This window comes from Wocania arenilitoris (assembly GCF_021728535.1).
Classification (GTDB): domain Bacteria; phylum Bacteroidota; class Bacteroidia; order Flavobacteriales; family Flavobacteriaceae; genus Wocania_A; species Wocania_A arenilitoris.
Genome location: NZ_JAKKDU010000010.1, coordinates 44,897 through 62,026 on the forward strand (window position 1 = coordinate 44,897; position 17,130 = coordinate 62,026).

A 17,130-nucleotide genomic window follows, 5' to 3' on the forward strand; every position below is an offset into this window, starting at 1 on the left:
CAAAAAAGCCCTTGACAAAGGGCTTTTTTTATGTGTTTATGTTTTATTGTATTTCGCAACAGAAACAGTTATTAGGCTTATAAAAGCCCCTTTTATGTAGTGATTGTATAATTCGTTCTTTAAACTTTAAACTGTAAACTTCAAATTTGGTGTAACCAAAATTACTGATACTAATTGAAGGTGCTAAAGCTTGTACATAATGCCACCAGTTTTGTGGTACAAACAGCACATCTCCGGGTTCAAGTACAACACTTTTAAACTTATTGTTTTTAAATTCAGGGAATTTGGTATTGTTAAAATTATTAATGTCAACATCACTAGCAACAGCGCCATATATATGTTTTTTGCTGGGGTACATGGTTTTATTAAATTTTGTTGAGCTAATAATAAACATTTTTTTACCCCTTATTTGCGCATACACATTATTAGCTGTATCGGCATGAAAACCAGAAATGGTGTTTGCAGGACCAATCCAAGCTGTAATGTCGTTAACTTTAGTATGCTTCTCAAAAAACGAAAAGTCAATATCACTTTTCAGGTGTGGGTAATATTCAAAAATATCTAAAGTTGTTAGATAATCTTTTACTGATGTGTTATTGCTTTCAGCATCTTTTAATTGTTGAATATATTTTTTAAATGATGCTTTTTTATATCTGTTATCGTCTTGGATAAAGTTGTCTGATAATAAGAATATATTTTTATCTTCTTTAAGGTTTAATAAAAAATCTAAATCCCAATTTTTTGTTGCGCCCCAATCTTTTGCAAATCCTTTTATTATAACAGGTTTCTTTTTGTTAAAATAGTTTTTTTTAAAGGTAGCAGAATCAATAGACGTTATTTCTTCAACTGGTTGACTTTGTTTTACAATTTCTGATACAATATTCATGTTGTACTAAATTTGTTATAAACTGTTTATTATGAAATGTTGGAAGTTTTTTTTTGGTCTAATTTTTCTCATAAAAAAACGGCTAAACCTATAAAATGTTGGCTTTAAGTCGTTAAGCATATATTTCATGGGGGTGTGCTTGAAGATAAAGTTTAGCTTAAAAAGGTAGCTTTTATCATTTTTTATACTTTTTACCAAACCTTTCATAAGCATAAAGTCTATAAACTTATACTTAGGCATATCAAACTCATAACCCAAACTAGCGGCAGCATATAAATATGGAAAGTTAACACCAGCAAACAAAGAAGCTTCAACCGATCCCCAAAACCTTGGGTTTACTTCAATTACCTTAAAGTTATTAGCGTTTTTATCGTAACGCATATCTAAATGTGCAACACCAGACCAATTAAGGGTTTTCATTAACTTTTCTACATCTTTAAATAATACATCATTTTCTAAAAACTCAAATGATATTTGAGGTGCATATTTGCTATTACCGAACATATTCGGTTTCTGAATCGTATATGCTAATATTTCACCGTTTTTGCAAAGTACGCTACAATCTATATCATAACCTTCTACATAATCTTGGATAAGGTATGTGCAATTAAATTTATCAGAGTTTAAAAACTCATTTAAACCACTTTTATCTCTAAAAACATCAATACCATTACCGCCCCCAATGCCTTCCGCTGGTTTTACCAAAACAGGAAAATCAACGGTTTTAATATCAAAATCAACACCTTTATCTATCATTTGGGTTTTTGGAAATGGCAAATTATTTTCTGCTAAATGTTTGTTTAGAAGCCCTTTATTATTTGCAGTATTAAAATTTTCATAAGAAGGTAATAAGGCAAGCTTATTAATGGAAGAAATTAAATCCTTATGTTCAAGTATAACCCTAATAGCATCTTCAAAAATGGGCATAATCACATCAATATTATACTTATCTACCTCTTTGTTTATATGGTTTATAAAGTCTGTATTGGTAGTTTTGGGATAAAAAGAAAATTTATGTACTTTATTTGAGTGTTTCATGGGAATTTCGTTGTCATCAGACATCACATGAATTTTGATTCCCCTTACTTCAGACAAACAATTTAGCACAATCATTAAAACTGGGGCTTCGCCATCTGGTATCAAAACAGATATATTCCTATCTATCATTTGTTTATTGTTTAAATAGCTTGGTTTATTATATTGGAGAACTAAATCTTTAATTTTTTTGAAATATCTGTAATAAAACTTAATTCATCAAATAAAGTCTTTAAATAACTTAATTATACTACAAAAATACATTTAGTTTATATGCCTTGTAGTTAAAAGATAATTTTTGCCATTTAAAAGAGTAATTTTGACTTAATGAAAGCTTTGTAAGACATTTAATTGTATATCGACAAATACTAGATTTTAATTTTAATGCATGGTATTTAATTCCTTAGAGTTTTTTCTTTTTTTATCGATAGTTTTTACGCTATACTGGTCGGTTTTTAAAAAAAACCTAAAGGCACAGAATTTACTACTCCTTTTTGCGAGTTACTTATTTTACGGCTGGTGGGATTGGAGATTTCTTTCACTTATATTGCTTAGTACCACAGTAGATTATTTTGTTGGATTGAAAATATTTGCTAATGAAAAAAAATCGACACGAAAAATGTGGTTATGGGTAAGTGTACTTTTTAATGTTGGGCTTTTGGGCTTTTTTAAATATTTCAATTTTTTTGTTGACTCATGGGTAGATATGTTCTCAATGCTTGGATATGAGATGAAAAGCACTTGGACATTGCGAGTCATTTTACCAGTGGGTATATCATTTTATACGTTTCAAACCATGTCTTATTCGTTTGATTTGTACTATAAAAAACTAGAACAGCCAACTAAAGATTTTTTATCCTTTGCAGCTTTTGTTAGCTTTTTTCCGCAATTAGTTGCTGGCCCTATTGAGCGTGCTTCAAACTTATTATCTCAAATTACAAATAAAAGGGAGTTTAGTTACAACCAATCTGTTAGTGGTTTAAAATTAATTTTGTGGGGACTTTTTAAAAAGGTAGTTATTGCAGATTCCTTAGGACCAATTGTAGATGATATTTTTGCAAACTATTCAACCTATCCTGCGTCAACACTTATTTTAGGGGTTACACTATTTAGTTTTCAGGTATACGGAGATTTTAGTGGTTATTCAGATATTGCTATTGGTACTGCAAAATTATTTGGTATAGAATTAATGTCTAATTTTAAATTCCCTAATTTTTCGAGAAATGTTGCTGAATACTGGCAGCGGTGGCACGTATCGCTATCTACATGGTTTAGGCATTACGTTTATATTCCGTTAGGCGGATCACGTGTTAGTAAACTTAAATCTGTTAGAAATATTATTATAATTTTCCTGGTTAGTGGCTTTTGGCACGGAGCCAATTGGACATTTGTTTTTTGGGGTGCATTTCATGCATTGGCATTTATTCCCGTTTTTTTAATGGGAAGAAATACTATTTATAAGAACAGTGTCGTAGGGGAGAACACTATTTTCCCTTCGTTAAAAGAAATAGGACAAGTTGTTTTAACCTTTGGAATAGTTACGTTTTCGAGAATATTTTTTAGATCAGAATCAATTACCGATGCCTTTGCTTTTATAAGGGGTATAACTAATAACTTTACTTATGAGGTTTACCATCATCCAATGGGTTATAGAATGATTGACTATTACATTCTTTTAGCATTATTTGTTTTATATGAATATATCATAAGAAAAGATGAGCGATCACCTTTTAAATTTAAATCAAAAATGGTTAGATTTATCATATATACATTGGTAATTTTATTGATGCTACTGTTTTACGATGATAACGTTGATAGGTCATTCATCTATTTTCAATTTTAAGCAAAAAATGAAAAAACTGTTTTTTAAAACCATATTATATACCATTCTAATTTTGTTAGCGTTAGAGGTATTAATACGTGTTCTACATTTAACAAAAGATTATCCGTCGCGCTATATCGATGAGTTTGGTGTAGAGAAATGGGTGCCAAATCAAAAAGGAATGTCAGTAACTGGTATTAGAAGACAAAATTTTTCAGAGTACAAAATCAACAACTCAGGGTATAATTCTTATCGCGAATTTGTTCCAACTTATGATAAAACAGAAATAGCCTTAGTTGGGGATTCTTTTATAGAAGGTTTTCATCAGCATTATTACAATGCCATTGGGAAAAAGATTGAAAGTAAACTAACGGATGTTGAAGTTTATGAGTTTGGTTACGCTGGCTATGATTTAGCAGACCAGTTACATTTAATACATGCTTATAAAAGTATGTTTAATAAAATAGATCATGTAATTTTAGGCTTAAAATTTGAAAACGATTTAACTCGTGGCGAGTATAATATAATTCAAGATAGAATACATTTAGAATCGCCATTATACAAAAACATTCGTAAAATAAAACTGATAGTACATGCTCAAAATAGTGGCGTTTTCGATCCTATTTTAAATATTATTGGTTCAATCTCAACTTTTTTAAAGCCTAAAATAAAAACATATACTAAAGAGAAAACTAAGGAAGAAATTAAAAATATGCATTTGGCATATATTGAAAACTTTAAATCTTTAATAGAAAAATATGGATTTGATAAACAACGATTTGTGCTTCTTATAGACACAAGTATAACACCGCAAATATTTATAGAACATCTAGAAGAAAACAATTACAAGTATATTGATTTTTATGATGCATTAAACACATCAAAAACCCCAACAACTTTAATATATGATAGACATTGGAATAATCACGGAAGGCATTTAATTGCAAATTTAATTGTTAAATATTATAGTAATATTATTAAGTAGTTTTATTTCTATACAACGGAAAAAAATCTGAGTTGATATTTGCATCGCGCTCTGCAACTAATTTGTCGTAATTTTTTTTATCTACAACATACCGCCATATTTTAAAAGGCCTATAATCTTTTGAAAAAGAGGCCTTAAACCTAAACAGTTCATCTTCTTTATTACCTAATCCGCCACCTAAGTTAAAATACTTATAGCTATTTGTACTATTTTTAATTCTTGCTTCGTCTATAAGCAATCGAAGAGGCGACAAATTTAAAGAGCTGTTTTTTGTACCCGACAGGTGGTATTGAATAATATTATTGGTTTTTACCATCATAGCACCAGAAATAATAGCATTGGTTTCCTTATCAACTGCATAATACATAACCGTTTTAAAATCTTTACTATCCAAAAGTTTATAGAAATAGTCTCTAGAAAAATAATAATTTTTAGTAGCATCAACTCTATCCATATTCTCGTAATAGAGACTAATAAAGATATCTAAATCTTCTCTTTTATCACTAGTTATAATGTTTAAAAGTTTGCGTCCTTTGTTCAAATATCGCTTTGTAGTTTTAGAAAAAATAACACGTTGTTCATCTATAGGTTTTGTTAAATCAATATTTACAACATTGCCCAGTTTAATAGTTTCTCCTAAATTGGCTAGTATGGCATCTTGGTGTTTGATAAAAGGATTTAATCTTGAAAAAACAGAAATAATCTTTTCCTGTGCAAAAAAAGAATTTAATGTTCTTTTAAAGTTTGAATTGTTAAATTTTGCATCGATGTTTTTTTGCAATGGTCCCGAGTAGCCATAAACCGAAGTTGCATCGTAAAAACTAGTACCTTCAATTTTTCTTATTATTAAAGGAAAGCAAATTAGTGCATCGCCTTCAGTATACCGCAACAGAACTGCTTTATAATCGTCTTTTTTTGCTAAGTAGTGATAATCGTAAGTATGGTAAAAATCATAGTTTCCTACTTGTTTTAAAGCTTTTTCCCAATGACCTTTGGATGTTATTACACTAAACGAAGAATCTTCACAAGTATTATTAACCTCATTTTGTCTGTAAACAGGAAAAAAAGCATCTGCGTTTTGTATTAAAGATGAAACGTCATCATATTCAACTACCATGTTGTTAATTAGCTTGTTATAAACATGGTGGTTTATAATTTTTCTTCCAGTACAAAATGGAATGTCTTCGGTTTTTGGAAAAAGATATTTTTTACTCTTGTATAGCCCATCTCCATCTTTTAACCCTCCTCCTAAAACATAATATTTAAAGTTTTGGCTTATAGCCCATTTTATAATTTCTACTCTTAAATAATCATTTGGTCTGCAATGAAAATAATCGGAATCTGTCCCTCCTAGAAATGCAAATATAGTGTCGTTGTTTTTTATTATTAATTCTGCAGAAATAGGAATATTATCTAAGTAGGCAAATGCTATTGAAAACTCATTTGGGTTGCTTAATATTAAGCTTTCAAAATAATTTAATGAAAAAAAGTAAATGTCTTTTGCATTAAGTCTAATCATTGTTTTTGTATATATATCAAAGAAAAGCTTAATTGTTTTTTTGTTTATTTCATTACTATTAAAAATAGTATTGTTTAAGTTATATGAAACTGCTTTGCGATAATTATTTCTTACTTTAGAAACAAAAGATATCCATTGTCTATCAAAATCTTTAAAAAGTTCTCCTTTAACATTTAATAACGATTTAACTAAGTGCCCTGTATACCCTAAATGGTTTTTATTTAAACTAAACCTAATAAATTCAGTTATTACATTGTTTTGTTTATACCAATTATCAACAGCACTCCAAAAAGCTTTTAAATCCTTTTCATTAATATCTCCATTATATAAAGGCCCGCCATAGCCATAAGGTGTTATAACATCAAAATATTTAACTGATGAGTTGTTTTTTAAAGTTAATTCTCTAAAAATTAATGGCATCAAAATTTCACTAGAATTATTAATCTTAAACAGGAAATACTTTAATGAGTTAGTTTTGTTTTCAAAATATTTTAAGTGGCAGTAAGCATAATAAATATTATTATTCCAGTTTGTTTTTAACAATTGGTTATAATTTTCAATATCTGTGGGATTATCTAAATTTATAACTTCTAGCTTATAGTTTTTTGATATGTTTTTTTTGTCTTCGAACAAATCGTCAAATAGTATTTTTGATAATGTTTTAGACAACCAAATAATTCTTCCACAATGCTCAACATGCCATACTGCTTTGTTTTCAATAACATTGCCCGCTAGCATGGGGCCAATGATGTGGAAATTTTTTGTAGATTCTAAATTCTCATTAACATGAAAGCCTATTTTTGATTGATTAGGGATACAGTATTTTTTTTCTAACAAATTTTTTAGCAATGCAGGTATGTTATTATCCATTAAATTTCTACTTCCTACACAATTTATTACAATATGAAATGGGCTTTTATGTACTTTATTAGTTTTGGTTAATGTGTCTAAATACTCTAAGCTATAATTGTCATTGTCATTAGATGTCATGGTGTTAAATCGGCCAGCAATATGTTGAAACCTGTTTTGATTTTCTAGGCTTTTTACAACATTTAAATAATGCATACCTGCGCAGCGTTGTCTTTTTCCTATTGTGTTACCATAGTCGCAAGCAAAAATTTCTAATTCTTTTTTACTTAAGTTTTCAAGTAAATCACCAAAATGTTTAGAGATTATATCTACGGTTGAAGCTGCTCCTAAATTTATTTTATCGGCATTATCAAGATCTTTAAAAGTCGCTTCGGCAATTAATTTGGCAGTTAATTTTTTTTCTTTTTTTAATTCATTTAAATGGTAAGGTATATACAGTTTTTGTTTTTCTTTATCAATTAAGCCATCTGGTATCAAACCTTGAGTAGAAAGAAAAGTGAAATGAGTACTCGTGTGCTTATTATTAGAGAAATCATTTATTTTATATATTAATTCTAAAGCACTTGCATTGGCACCAACTATAAGAATATTGGTTGGTTTCCCCTCTCTGTTGCTTATAAAAGTATTGACTTTGTTTAATGTTTTACCTATATTGGGTTTGTATGGGTTATTTATAAAAATTAGATTTTTTTCTTCTATTAAATCCTTATTCTGCCATAAATGTTTAACAGGTAACGAACCTACAGATAGAACTACTTTTAGAGAATTTATTTTTAATCCACCTTTTAGTGTAATGTTGTATGTGTTGCTATCTTTTTGTACATCTATAACTTCACCATTAGTATAGCTAATGTTTATTAATCCTTTTTCAGTAAGTTCTTCAACCTTATTATTTACTCTTAAATTAATGTAGCACCCAAAAAAACGTCTAGGGATAAATAGGTCTTCCCAATCGTTAGTATCAATTTTATCTTTATTGACTAAAAGCCATTTTTTTGATAATGTACCACCCTCTTTTTCAAACTCTTTTAGTAACCAAGATTTGTTTTTGTTAAGCCATTTGATAAATAAATTAAGTTCTGGTTCAACCAAAAAGTTTCTCAAAGATGTTATTAAAAGTGTAGAATAGCCAGATCGTGTACCGTAAGGAATTCCTAAATTAAACTCTGAATATTTTTCAATAATATGTATAGAAACAACTTCTTTAGATGTTGAATCATTATAGATTCGATCTAGAAAATTTAGTAAACTGAATGAGGTTGAAATTCCAGATCCAATAAAAGTAATGTCTGCTATAGTATTATCTTTACTCACTTTTAATTATATTTTCTAGTTTTAATTATTTTGCCTGGGTTACCAACTACAGTTGAATAGTCTGGGACATCTTTAAGTACAACAGTACCTGCGCCAATAGTGCACCATTTACCAATTTTTACTTTAGGGATAACAACAGCACCAACACCAATATGACTGCCTTGACCTACTTCTACATGACCACACAGTGCTGCTTTTGGTGAGATATGAGCAAAATCATCGATAACATTATCATGATCTACACTAGCTCCAGTGTTAATAATAACATGTCTTCCTATGGTCGTATTAGGTTGAATAATTGCCCCTGCAAAAACTACAGTACCTTCACCAATAGTAGATTTATCTGAAATAATGGCTGATTTATGCACCGCTTTTTCATAACTACATTTTAAAAACTCTGCTATTTCAGCACGTTCTTTATTAATACCAACGGCAATGATAACGGGTGCTCCTTCGTGTGGAAATTTGCTTAGGTCTTCTCTTGCACCAATAGCTACATTTTTTGAAGCATGATGTACGCCTTCTGGTTTGTCATCAAAAGTATCTGTAACATGATATCCATTTTGCACTAATACATTTTTGATAACTTGTGAGTGACCACCTGCACCGTATATTCTAACTTTATTTTTTGTATCCATTATGATTTGTAAAATTTAGTATCTTTTTTAAGATAAGTACTTTTCATTTGGCTTTCTATTTTTAATTTCTCTAGCAGGAATACCATAAGCTAATTTGTAATCTCCAATATCTCTTATTACTAATGATGCTGCACCTACTATGGTGTGCTTACCAATTTTAATATTTTGGATAACTGAGGTTCCTAAAGAAATGGCTGAACAAAAACCTATAGTTATATTCCCTCCAGTAGTAACACCAGGAGCTAAACTTGAAAAGTTATCCATATTCGAATCATGACCCAAAGAAGATTTGGTATTAATAATACAAAATTCGCCTACTTTAGCATCAGAGTTTATTGTTACATTAGCCATAACAACAGTGCCTTTTGGTATAAAAACACCATTTGCTAAAACTGCACTGGGATGAATTGCACTAATAAATTCTAAATTTGGTGATTTAGACTCAATAAGTTCTTTCATTTGTTTTCTAACCCAATTATCTCCTATGCTAATCAAAGCACCAAAAATATTATGTTTCTTTATTAATTTAGGAATATCGTTCTCATTTCCAATTACCTTATAACCAAATATTTTTGAATCAATACTTTTAAATGAGTCTATTAAGCCAACAATGTTATATTCATTATTTTTTATAATAATGTCAATAATCATTTTAGAGTGCCCTGAAGCTCCTATTATTAAAATGTTTTTCATTTTATACTTAATTAATAACTTATTAGCGTATCTCTCGATCTTTTCTTTCTACATTTAGTAGATTTTCTACATTTGTATTATCTATCGCTACATCTTTTGAAGCAATAACTTTATATATAGTTTTTGTTAGGATATTTAAATCCATTATAAAGGATAAATTATCTACGTAATCGGCATCAAATTTTAGCTTTGTATCCCAATTTATATTGTTTCTTCCGCTTACTTGTGCTAATCCTGTTATTCCAGGTTTTACAGTATGCCTTTTTCTTTCATTAGTCATGTAATATGGAAGGTATTGAGGAAGCAGAGGTCTAGGACCAATTAACGACATATCTCCTTTTAGAATGTTTAAAAGCTGTGGTAATTCATCAATAGAAGTTTTTCTCACAAGTTTTCCAATTTTAGTTAACCGGTAAGTATCTGGAAGTAATTTACCTTTTTCATCAACTTTATCATTCATTGTTTTAAACTTTATAATGCTGAAGAGTTTTTCGTTTTTACCAGGTCTTATTTGAAAAAAGAATGGTTTGCCACTGTTAGCAAAATAAAGTAATATGGTAGTTATTATAAAAATTGGCGAAAAAATTATAATAGCTAATAATGCAGCGGTATAATCGATTAATGGCTTAAAAAACAGTTTGTACATAGTATCAAATTTCTTTTAAGATATGTTGGATTTTATCGATTTTACTAAATCTCCAACATTGTCCATGGTCATTAAATCCATAAGTTTAAATTTTATATTGAATTCTTTTTCGATCTCTTCAATTATAACCATGTGAGATAATGAGCCCCAACCATCAACATCTTCTGTGGTAGTGGTTTCGGTTAACTCAAAGTTGTCATGTTCTAAAACTTTTACAAAAATTGGGTTTATTTTTTCAAATATTTCTTTGTTATCCATAGTTTAATTGTCAAAGAGGGTTCTTAATATTTTTCTGTCTATTTTACCATTTGTGTTATAAGGTAATTCTTTTGTAAATTTTATGTGGTCAGGAATCATATAATCGGGCATTTTCGCCTTCATATGTGCAACCATATGATCTGTATTAAACACTTTGGATTCTATTACCAATGCTAATTCGGCATTGCCTAAATCATTAAATACATCTATGGCTACCATATTTACTTTTTCAGTGCAACTGGCTTTGGCATGAAATTCTACTTCAGACAATTCAATTCTAAAACCTCTTATTTTTGCTTGAAAATCAATTCTTCCCAAATACATATAATTGTTATGAGTATCTTTAAAGCAGAGGTCTCCTGTTTTATAAAATCTTAAATTATCGCCGTTTACAGTTTTAGTAAAAAAGGATTCGTTATTTCTCTTTTTGTTTTTCCAATACCCTGGAGTTAGTTGACCGCTGGCTAATGCTAATTCTCCTGTTTCGCCATCAGAAACTTCTTGATTTTTTTTATCAATTATAATATAAACAATATTATTTAGTGGTTTACCTATTGATATAACACCATTATGCGTGGTATTTTGATTGCTATTTTTGTTTAATTTGTAATAGCTACTATATATAGTATTTTCGGTTGGTCCGTAATAATTAAATGTTTTACTGTTTGGTATGCATTTGTTCCACTCTTCTATAATATCATTGAATAAGGCACCGCCGCCAAAGCTACAATAACGGACTTCTGGCGCATGTATTTCATTAAAATAAGGTCTTAAATAATGGATTATTGAGGGGACTAGAGACAGCACCGTTAGTTTGTATTTTTGAATTAGCTTGTAGATATAAAAATATTTTATTGAATTTCGAGGGACGGTGTAAATACAACTACCTTCTATCAATGGAAAAATATAGGACACTACCGAAAAATCGAATGTAAGCTCGAACATTTGCAAACACCTGTCGGATGCATTGAGTTTAAACTCGCCATCAAAGTTTATGGCTTTTATAAATTCGTTTAAATTATTGTAAGTTATAGGTACTCCTTTAGGGCTGCCTGTAGATCCAGAAGTAAATAGTATATATGCTAAATCGTTTTTTGCTATTGGTTTTGGTTTTAGGTTTATAGCAAAGGTTTTTTCTTTTACTGGCGTTAAAACTGTAAATCCATCAAAGTTAGCGGTATTGGTTGAATCGAATAGATAGCTTGTTTCTAATGACTTTAGAATCTCTATATTTCTATCAATAGGATGCTCAGGGTTTATAGGTACATAGGCTTTTCCTTCTAACCAAAAAGCAACAATAGCGGCGTAAGTTTGTATATCGTCGTTAGCTATTAAGCCAATTAATTTTGAAGAAGTTTCAATACTTTTATCAATCGTAGCTCTTATTTTACTTATTTCTTGAGCAAAATCTGCATATGTATAATAGATGTTATTTATATAAAACGCATTATTCTCATAATGAGTTTCAATAGATTTTTGTAAATTATTTATATACTTCATGATGTGCAAAAAGGCTTAATAAAAATGGCCGTCTCTGTTTAACATAGTTACACTATCGTAATCAAACTTGGTGTCGTTATGCACTAGTCCTTTTTTTAATACTTTATGTATAAATAGTGTAAAGTATCTTTTTTTAATGTTGTCGGATAATTTTGTATCATCTGTAAACATAAAATTTCGTTTAGATTTGATAAGGTTTTCCATTAGTGCATCAACGCATAAATTGTAATTATCTTCATCTTTAACTAAAAAATATTTTACATTAAACTCATTATAATTAACAACATAAGATAAGAAGCCTATAATTTTATCTTCTGAAATAATTTTTAAGTTATGTATATGAATATTATCACTAATGCCTGTTTGTAAATTTTTATAAGGTGTTTTTGAGATGGGTAGTTGCAGGTATTGATTATTATCGAGTTGCCAATTAACGTAATTGTAAGTTTTTAAAATTAAATCATTCTTGCAAAGTGGTTCAATAAAATTCCAAGTATCAGTATCTAATTGGTTTATAAAATCGTATTTTAATGTTTTAGTTTTATTACCTAATTTTTTATTGTTAATAAATCGGATGGATTTGCTGATAATGGCATCAACACCATCAATAATAAATTTTACCGACTTTAGGAATCTGAATTTCCCAATCAACATTGACGAATCTAAACTAAAAAATAAGGTATGTCTTAATCTTGAGGCTATTACAGTAAAAGGTTGCTTGTCATAAAATTCTTGTACGTTTTCTGTGTAGCCTTTAATAAGCACTTGTTTTTCAGCAAATTTTACAGCTTGGTTATAAATGTAAGTTCCAAGAATAGTGTCTTTGTATTTACCAATTACCCACCAATCAATCATCCAATAGGCTTTTTTGCCTGTTGCGGTTTTGTTGTTTATTAAATCAGGAAACATGAATATAAAAGACACCATTTTTTTGCCTTCGTAAGCTAAAACGCCACAGTAATCATTCTCATCAATTCTTTCATTAGAAATTAGCCAAATAGCTTTGCTCCTTGGCATAGGAGCTAAATCAGTTTTCCAAAGCGTATTGTTTTTAACAAAATCACGAAGCATATCTTTGGTTAAGCCAACAATTTCTAGTTCTTCACTCATTTATGCAATAGATTAAATGGGGGTAATAATGTATTTACTTGTATCCAAATATATAATACTATTGGCATAGATTTTTAATTTTACGTTGTTTATTAACGTTTTATCGTCAAATGACTTGTTTTGGTATTATATGTTGTAGTTGTCTTTTAAAAGATTTGCCTATGATATATGCTGCAGAAATCACATAGATTAACTACAATTGAAGATTAAAAAAGGCTAATCCTAAAATAAGGCATTACGTGTTTTTAATAAAGTTATTAATGGTTGCTTTCTGTTTGCCAGAAGATAACCGCGGAATTTCGTTTACATATTCTATTTTAATATTGGCATCATTACCTAAAAAGCCTTTAAATTGCTTTAGTAATTTGGCTTTTTCATTAAACTCATCAGTACTGTTTAGCTTTAAAACATATTCTTTTTGTTGCTCTTGAATTAATTGCCCTTGCTTTATACCTTTATATTCTACAACATTTGTTATTATAAACGACGATATAATTTCACCTTTTGTATTGTATATAACATCAGATTTTCTACCCTCTACGTGCTTTAAAACAGGAGGGGTAACTGTGTAATCTATAATGCCTAAATCTCCAGTATCGTATCTAATAACTGGTATGGCATAATTATACAAATCTGTAACTACAATTCTTCCTAATTCATGTTTTTCAGCAGGCTTATCTTCATCAATTTTGAATATTTCAACATAATAGCTTGCCCAATTAACGATGTAATGGTTACAATTTATTTGTTGCTGAGCAACAATGCCTGTTTCCATAGTAGAATATCTTGATACTGCTGGTACACCAAAATATTTCTGCATGGTTTTTTTTGTGTAACTATTTAAGTTTTCAGACATAGCAATAATAGATTTAACGTTGCTATGAAATGGTTTAGATTGTGTCTTGTCTAAATATTTACAAATTAGCTCATAGCCAGATGGATAGCCAATCCATCCTTTTGTAGAAGAGTCTTTAGTAATATTTTCTATTACACTATCTATATACGCATCATTTAGTTTTGTGACTTCTAATTCATCAACATTTTGCATAAACTTAACAAAAGGAGGTCTACTTAGGTTATCATCCCAATGCCGTAGATATAATAATTTATATCCTATTTTAAAACCTGCTAGTTTTCCAAAATAAATGGAATCTGCGGTATTCCTATTTACTTTATTTTGATTTTGATATAATTTAAGAGCTACACTAGTTGAACCACTTGTAGAAACTGCTTTGTTTTTTTTAGCTTTAAATATTTCAGATTGAAAATTAGTTAATTGGTCTCTAATTAAATTTTTATTAATTACCGGAAAGGTTTCAAAGCCATTATACTTATTATAAAAATTAGTAGTTTGTTTTGCGTGCTCAATTAAGCTTACTAAGCTTTTTTTCCTTTTTTCAATAGATTTAGCTGATGAGAAATTTTCTAGAATAAAGCTAATATCTTTAGTATGTTTTTTAATTTCTTGCCCTTTAAGCAAATCAATAAACCAATAACTAGCATACCTTAAATTTTCAAACAAAACTAAAATGGGTCTCATATTATTCTTTAATTTCTTTTAATATATCTTGAATTATTGGGTGTTTGCAATACCCACCATAAGCAACGTCTGTAAGGTGTAACGATGGACCCTGGTTGCCTTCTATTATTAATGGGCCTCTAGGTGTTATAGCAATGTCCCAACCAATAAGACGACTAGGTAGTAATTTAGAAGCTGTTTTAGCAAGTTTACAAGCTTCTGTAACATATGGTATTTTATATCCATCGAGTTTGGTATTCGAATCTGGGTGGGCAAAAAACACTTTACCTCCTTTAGATAAATCTTGTCTGCAAGGACCTTTTAGTTTGTTAGTGTTTAGGTCTAAAGCAATTGAAAAACCACCAGCACTTGCATTATCAACAAAACTATTTCCTGCACCAAAACGCATTAAAGCCGAAAGCACATGTATATTTTTTTGTTTGTCTATAAATGTATCAATGCGTATAGTGTTGATAGAGTTATTGTAAATTTTGCTAATATCGCTATGCTGTATTACTACTTTTTGATGGATGTAGCAATTATTTAGTAAATCGTCTTTATGCAAACTTATTTGTTCGTTTAGTCTGTTTTTTTCTAAAAGTATACAACCTTTACCACCCAAAGAATTAAAGAGTTTTAAAAATAATTTTGATTTATCAATTTGTTTAAATACATCTTTAAAAAAAGCAATGAGGTCATTTGAGCTCTTTATAGTTTTAAAACTACCATTGAAAAAAAAACTATTAGTTAAATTATAGCTTATTAGTTTTGGTGTAGGCAGTTTGTTTTTTTCTGCAAAAAGCGCAAAGCTTAACTTATTGTTTAAAATGGAACCTGCTTCTGGAACAATTATTTTAGGCGAATTAATAATGCTATAATACTCTTTTAGCGTTAAATAGTTAGTGTAGTCAGAAACATCATTTCTGTATAAAAATTTTCTAAAATAATCAGAAGGAATATCTTTTTTAACCCAAGAGAAGTGTATTATCTCCTTGATGATTTTTAGCCAGCCTTTTTTGTTTTTATCTTTAATAAATACATTTAAGTGTCGTAATCTTGACAGCATAAACCTTTAATTTAAACTATTATACTCCTCAAGCATAGCTTCCCATACTTTTATGCGTTCAAATTTTGAAACAATATTTGCACGCGACGCAAGACCCATTTCTTTGGATATTTTTTGGTTGTTTAAAATATAATTCATGCTGTTATAAATGGCATCTACATTTTTAACAGGAATAATTAAACCGTGTTTGTTGTGCTCTATAATTTCATTACAACCGTTAATATTTGTAACAATACTAGGTAATTCCATGGCACCAGCTTGCATAACTACATTTGGAAAACCTTCTCTGTAACTCGGAAAAACCAAGGCATCTGATATTGCAAAAAATGGTCTTACATCATTTACCCAACCTGCAGAAACTATGGTTTTATTGTTTTTTATTATTTCCATCGATTTTGGTAGAAGTGGGTCCAGCTCGTTTTCATAACCACCAACCAATAATAGTTTTATCTTTTCTTTTTCATTGCTTAATTTATTATAAGCAGATAATAATTCATTAACGCCTTTGTCTGAAACTAATCTACCTACATAAACAAAAACAAAATCATCTTCATTAATAGTTAAACTTTCTTTGAGTTTTCTTTTTTTAGCGTCATCATTAATTACTTTTGGATTAAAATGAGAAGTATCAATGCCGTTAGAGCTACCGTTAGCTATAACTTTTAATTTGCTAGGTTTTGTAAACCTGTGCTCAATAATAATATCATTTAACCCAAACGAATTAGGGTAAATTTTTGTAGCACATGCATAAGTGGCTTTTTCAACTGTATTTAGTAAAAACCTTTTTAAACCAGTAGCTTCTAAAAGCGGTAAACCGGCAATGGTATGAAGCCTGTGTTTAACACCTGCCAATTTAGCAGCAAGCATAGATAAAGTACCAGCTTTTGGAGTATGAGAATGTACAATAAAAGGCTTTTCTTTTTTAAATAGTTTGTACAATTTATAAACAGCAACAATATCTTTTAAAGGCGTAATTTTCCTTGTCATTTCAATAGCAACAGTAGGGATGTTTTCGTGTTTAGCAACACTTTCAAGTTGATTGTTTTTTCCCATTGATGACACTCCCATAACATCATAATGGCTTTTCATGTACCCTAATTGCCCATGTAACAAACCGCTCAAAGACAGTGGTACTGTAGTAATTCTAATGATTTTATTTTTCATAAAAGCGGCTGTATTAGTCTTTTGTTAGACATGTTGACAAATATATAAAAGTAATTAGTTTTCATGTGATTTTATCCTTGTTTTACAAGCTTAAGCGATTAACAG

At 29.5% G+C, this 17,130-nt stretch carries 14 protein-coding genes; 2 read left to right on the plus strand and 12 right to left on the minus strand.

Translation table 11 applies throughout. The features are described from left to right. Positions 1-43: 43 nt before the first annotated feature. Positions 44-886 (minus strand): cupin-like domain-containing protein, encoded by an 843-nt coding sequence (locus tag L3X37_RS09595; RefSeq protein WP_237239959.1) that lies wholly within the window; start codon positions 884-886, stop codon positions 44-46. Positions 887-901: 15 nt separating this feature from the next. Then, on the minus strand, positions 902-2,053 hold the full coding sequence (locus L3X37_RS09600) for an ATP-grasp domain-containing protein (protein WP_237239960.1): 1,152 nt from the start codon (positions 2,051-2,053) through the stop codon (positions 902-904). A 256-nt stretch (positions 2,054-2,309) separates the two neighbouring features. On the opposite strand from L3X37_RS09600, the gene L3X37_RS09605 reads away from it, so the two are divergent. Both L3X37_RS09605 and L3X37_RS09610 read left to right on the plus strand, forming a co-directional pair. After that, on the plus strand, positions 2,310-3,764 hold the full coding sequence (locus tag L3X37_RS09605) for an MBOAT family O-acyltransferase (RefSeq protein WP_237239961.1): 1,455 nt from the start codon (positions 2,310-2,312) through the stop codon (positions 3,762-3,764). Positions 3,765-3,771: 7 nt separating this feature from the next. Next, positions 3,772-4,728, plus strand: a complete 957-nt coding sequence (locus L3X37_RS09610; RefSeq protein WP_237239962.1) for a hypothetical protein — start codon at positions 3,772-3,774, stop codon at positions 4,726-4,728. On the opposite strand, the gene L3X37_RS15415 is transcribed toward L3X37_RS09610, so the two are convergent. The 10 genes from L3X37_RS15415 to L3X37_RS09660 form a co-directional block, all read right to left on the minus strand. Further along, positions 4,721-8,431 carry a GNAT family N-acetyltransferase gene (locus L3X37_RS15415; protein WP_237239963.1) on the minus strand — a complete coding sequence of 1,237 codons (3,711 nt, stop codon included), beginning with the start codon at positions 8,429-8,431 and terminating at the stop codon, positions 4,721-4,723. The two genes, L3X37_RS09610 and L3X37_RS15415, sit on opposite strands and share 8 nt — an antisense overlap. 2 nt (positions 8,432-8,433) lie before the next feature. Next, positions 8,434-9,069, minus strand: coding sequence for an acetyltransferase (locus tag L3X37_RS09620; RefSeq protein ID WP_237239964.1), 636 nt, complete (start codon positions 9,067-9,069; stop codon positions 8,434-8,436). A 27-nt stretch (positions 9,070-9,096) separates the two neighbouring features. Next, positions 9,097-9,762 (minus strand): acetyltransferase, encoded by a 666-nt coding sequence (locus L3X37_RS09625; protein ID WP_237239965.1) that lies wholly within the window; start codon positions 9,760-9,762, stop codon positions 9,097-9,099. A gap of 22 nt (positions 9,763-9,784) precedes the next feature. Then, positions 9,785-10,408, minus strand: a complete 624-nt coding sequence (locus L3X37_RS09630) for a sugar transferase (RefSeq protein ID WP_237239966.1) — start codon at positions 10,406-10,408, stop codon at positions 9,785-9,787. Positions 10,409-10,423: 15 nt separating this feature from the next. Continuing rightward, positions 10,424-10,666: an acyl carrier protein gene (locus L3X37_RS09635; protein WP_237239967.1), complete on the minus strand. Its 243-nt coding sequence runs from the start codon at positions 10,664-10,666 to the stop codon at positions 10,424-10,426. 3 nt (positions 10,667-10,669) lie between these two features. Continuing rightward, a complete protein-coding gene (locus L3X37_RS09640) occupies positions 10,670-12,166 on the minus strand; it encodes an AMP-binding protein (RefSeq protein ID WP_237239968.1) in 1,497 nt (498 codons plus the stop codon). Positions 12,167-12,181: 15 nt separating this feature from the next. Next, positions 12,182-13,276, minus strand: a complete 1,095-nt coding sequence (locus L3X37_RS09645) for a hypothetical protein (RefSeq protein WP_237239969.1) — start codon at positions 13,274-13,276, stop codon at positions 12,182-12,184. 235 nt (positions 13,277-13,511) lie between these two features. Then, positions 13,512-14,816, minus strand: coding sequence for a phenylacetate--CoA ligase family protein (locus tag L3X37_RS09650; RefSeq protein ID WP_237239970.1), 1,305 nt, complete (start codon positions 14,814-14,816; stop codon positions 13,512-13,514). 1 nt (position 14,817) lies between these two features. Continuing rightward, on the minus strand, positions 14,818-15,861 hold the full coding sequence (locus L3X37_RS09655; protein WP_237239971.1) for a sugar-transfer associated ATP-grasp domain-containing protein: 1,044 nt from the start codon (positions 15,859-15,861) through the stop codon (positions 14,818-14,820). A 6-nt stretch (positions 15,862-15,867) separates the two neighbouring features. Next, positions 15,868-17,025: a glycosyltransferase family 4 protein gene (locus L3X37_RS09660; RefSeq protein WP_237239972.1), complete on the minus strand. Its 1,158-nt coding sequence runs from the start codon at positions 17,023-17,025 to the stop codon at positions 15,868-15,870. Positions 17,026-17,130 lie beyond the last annotated feature (105 nt).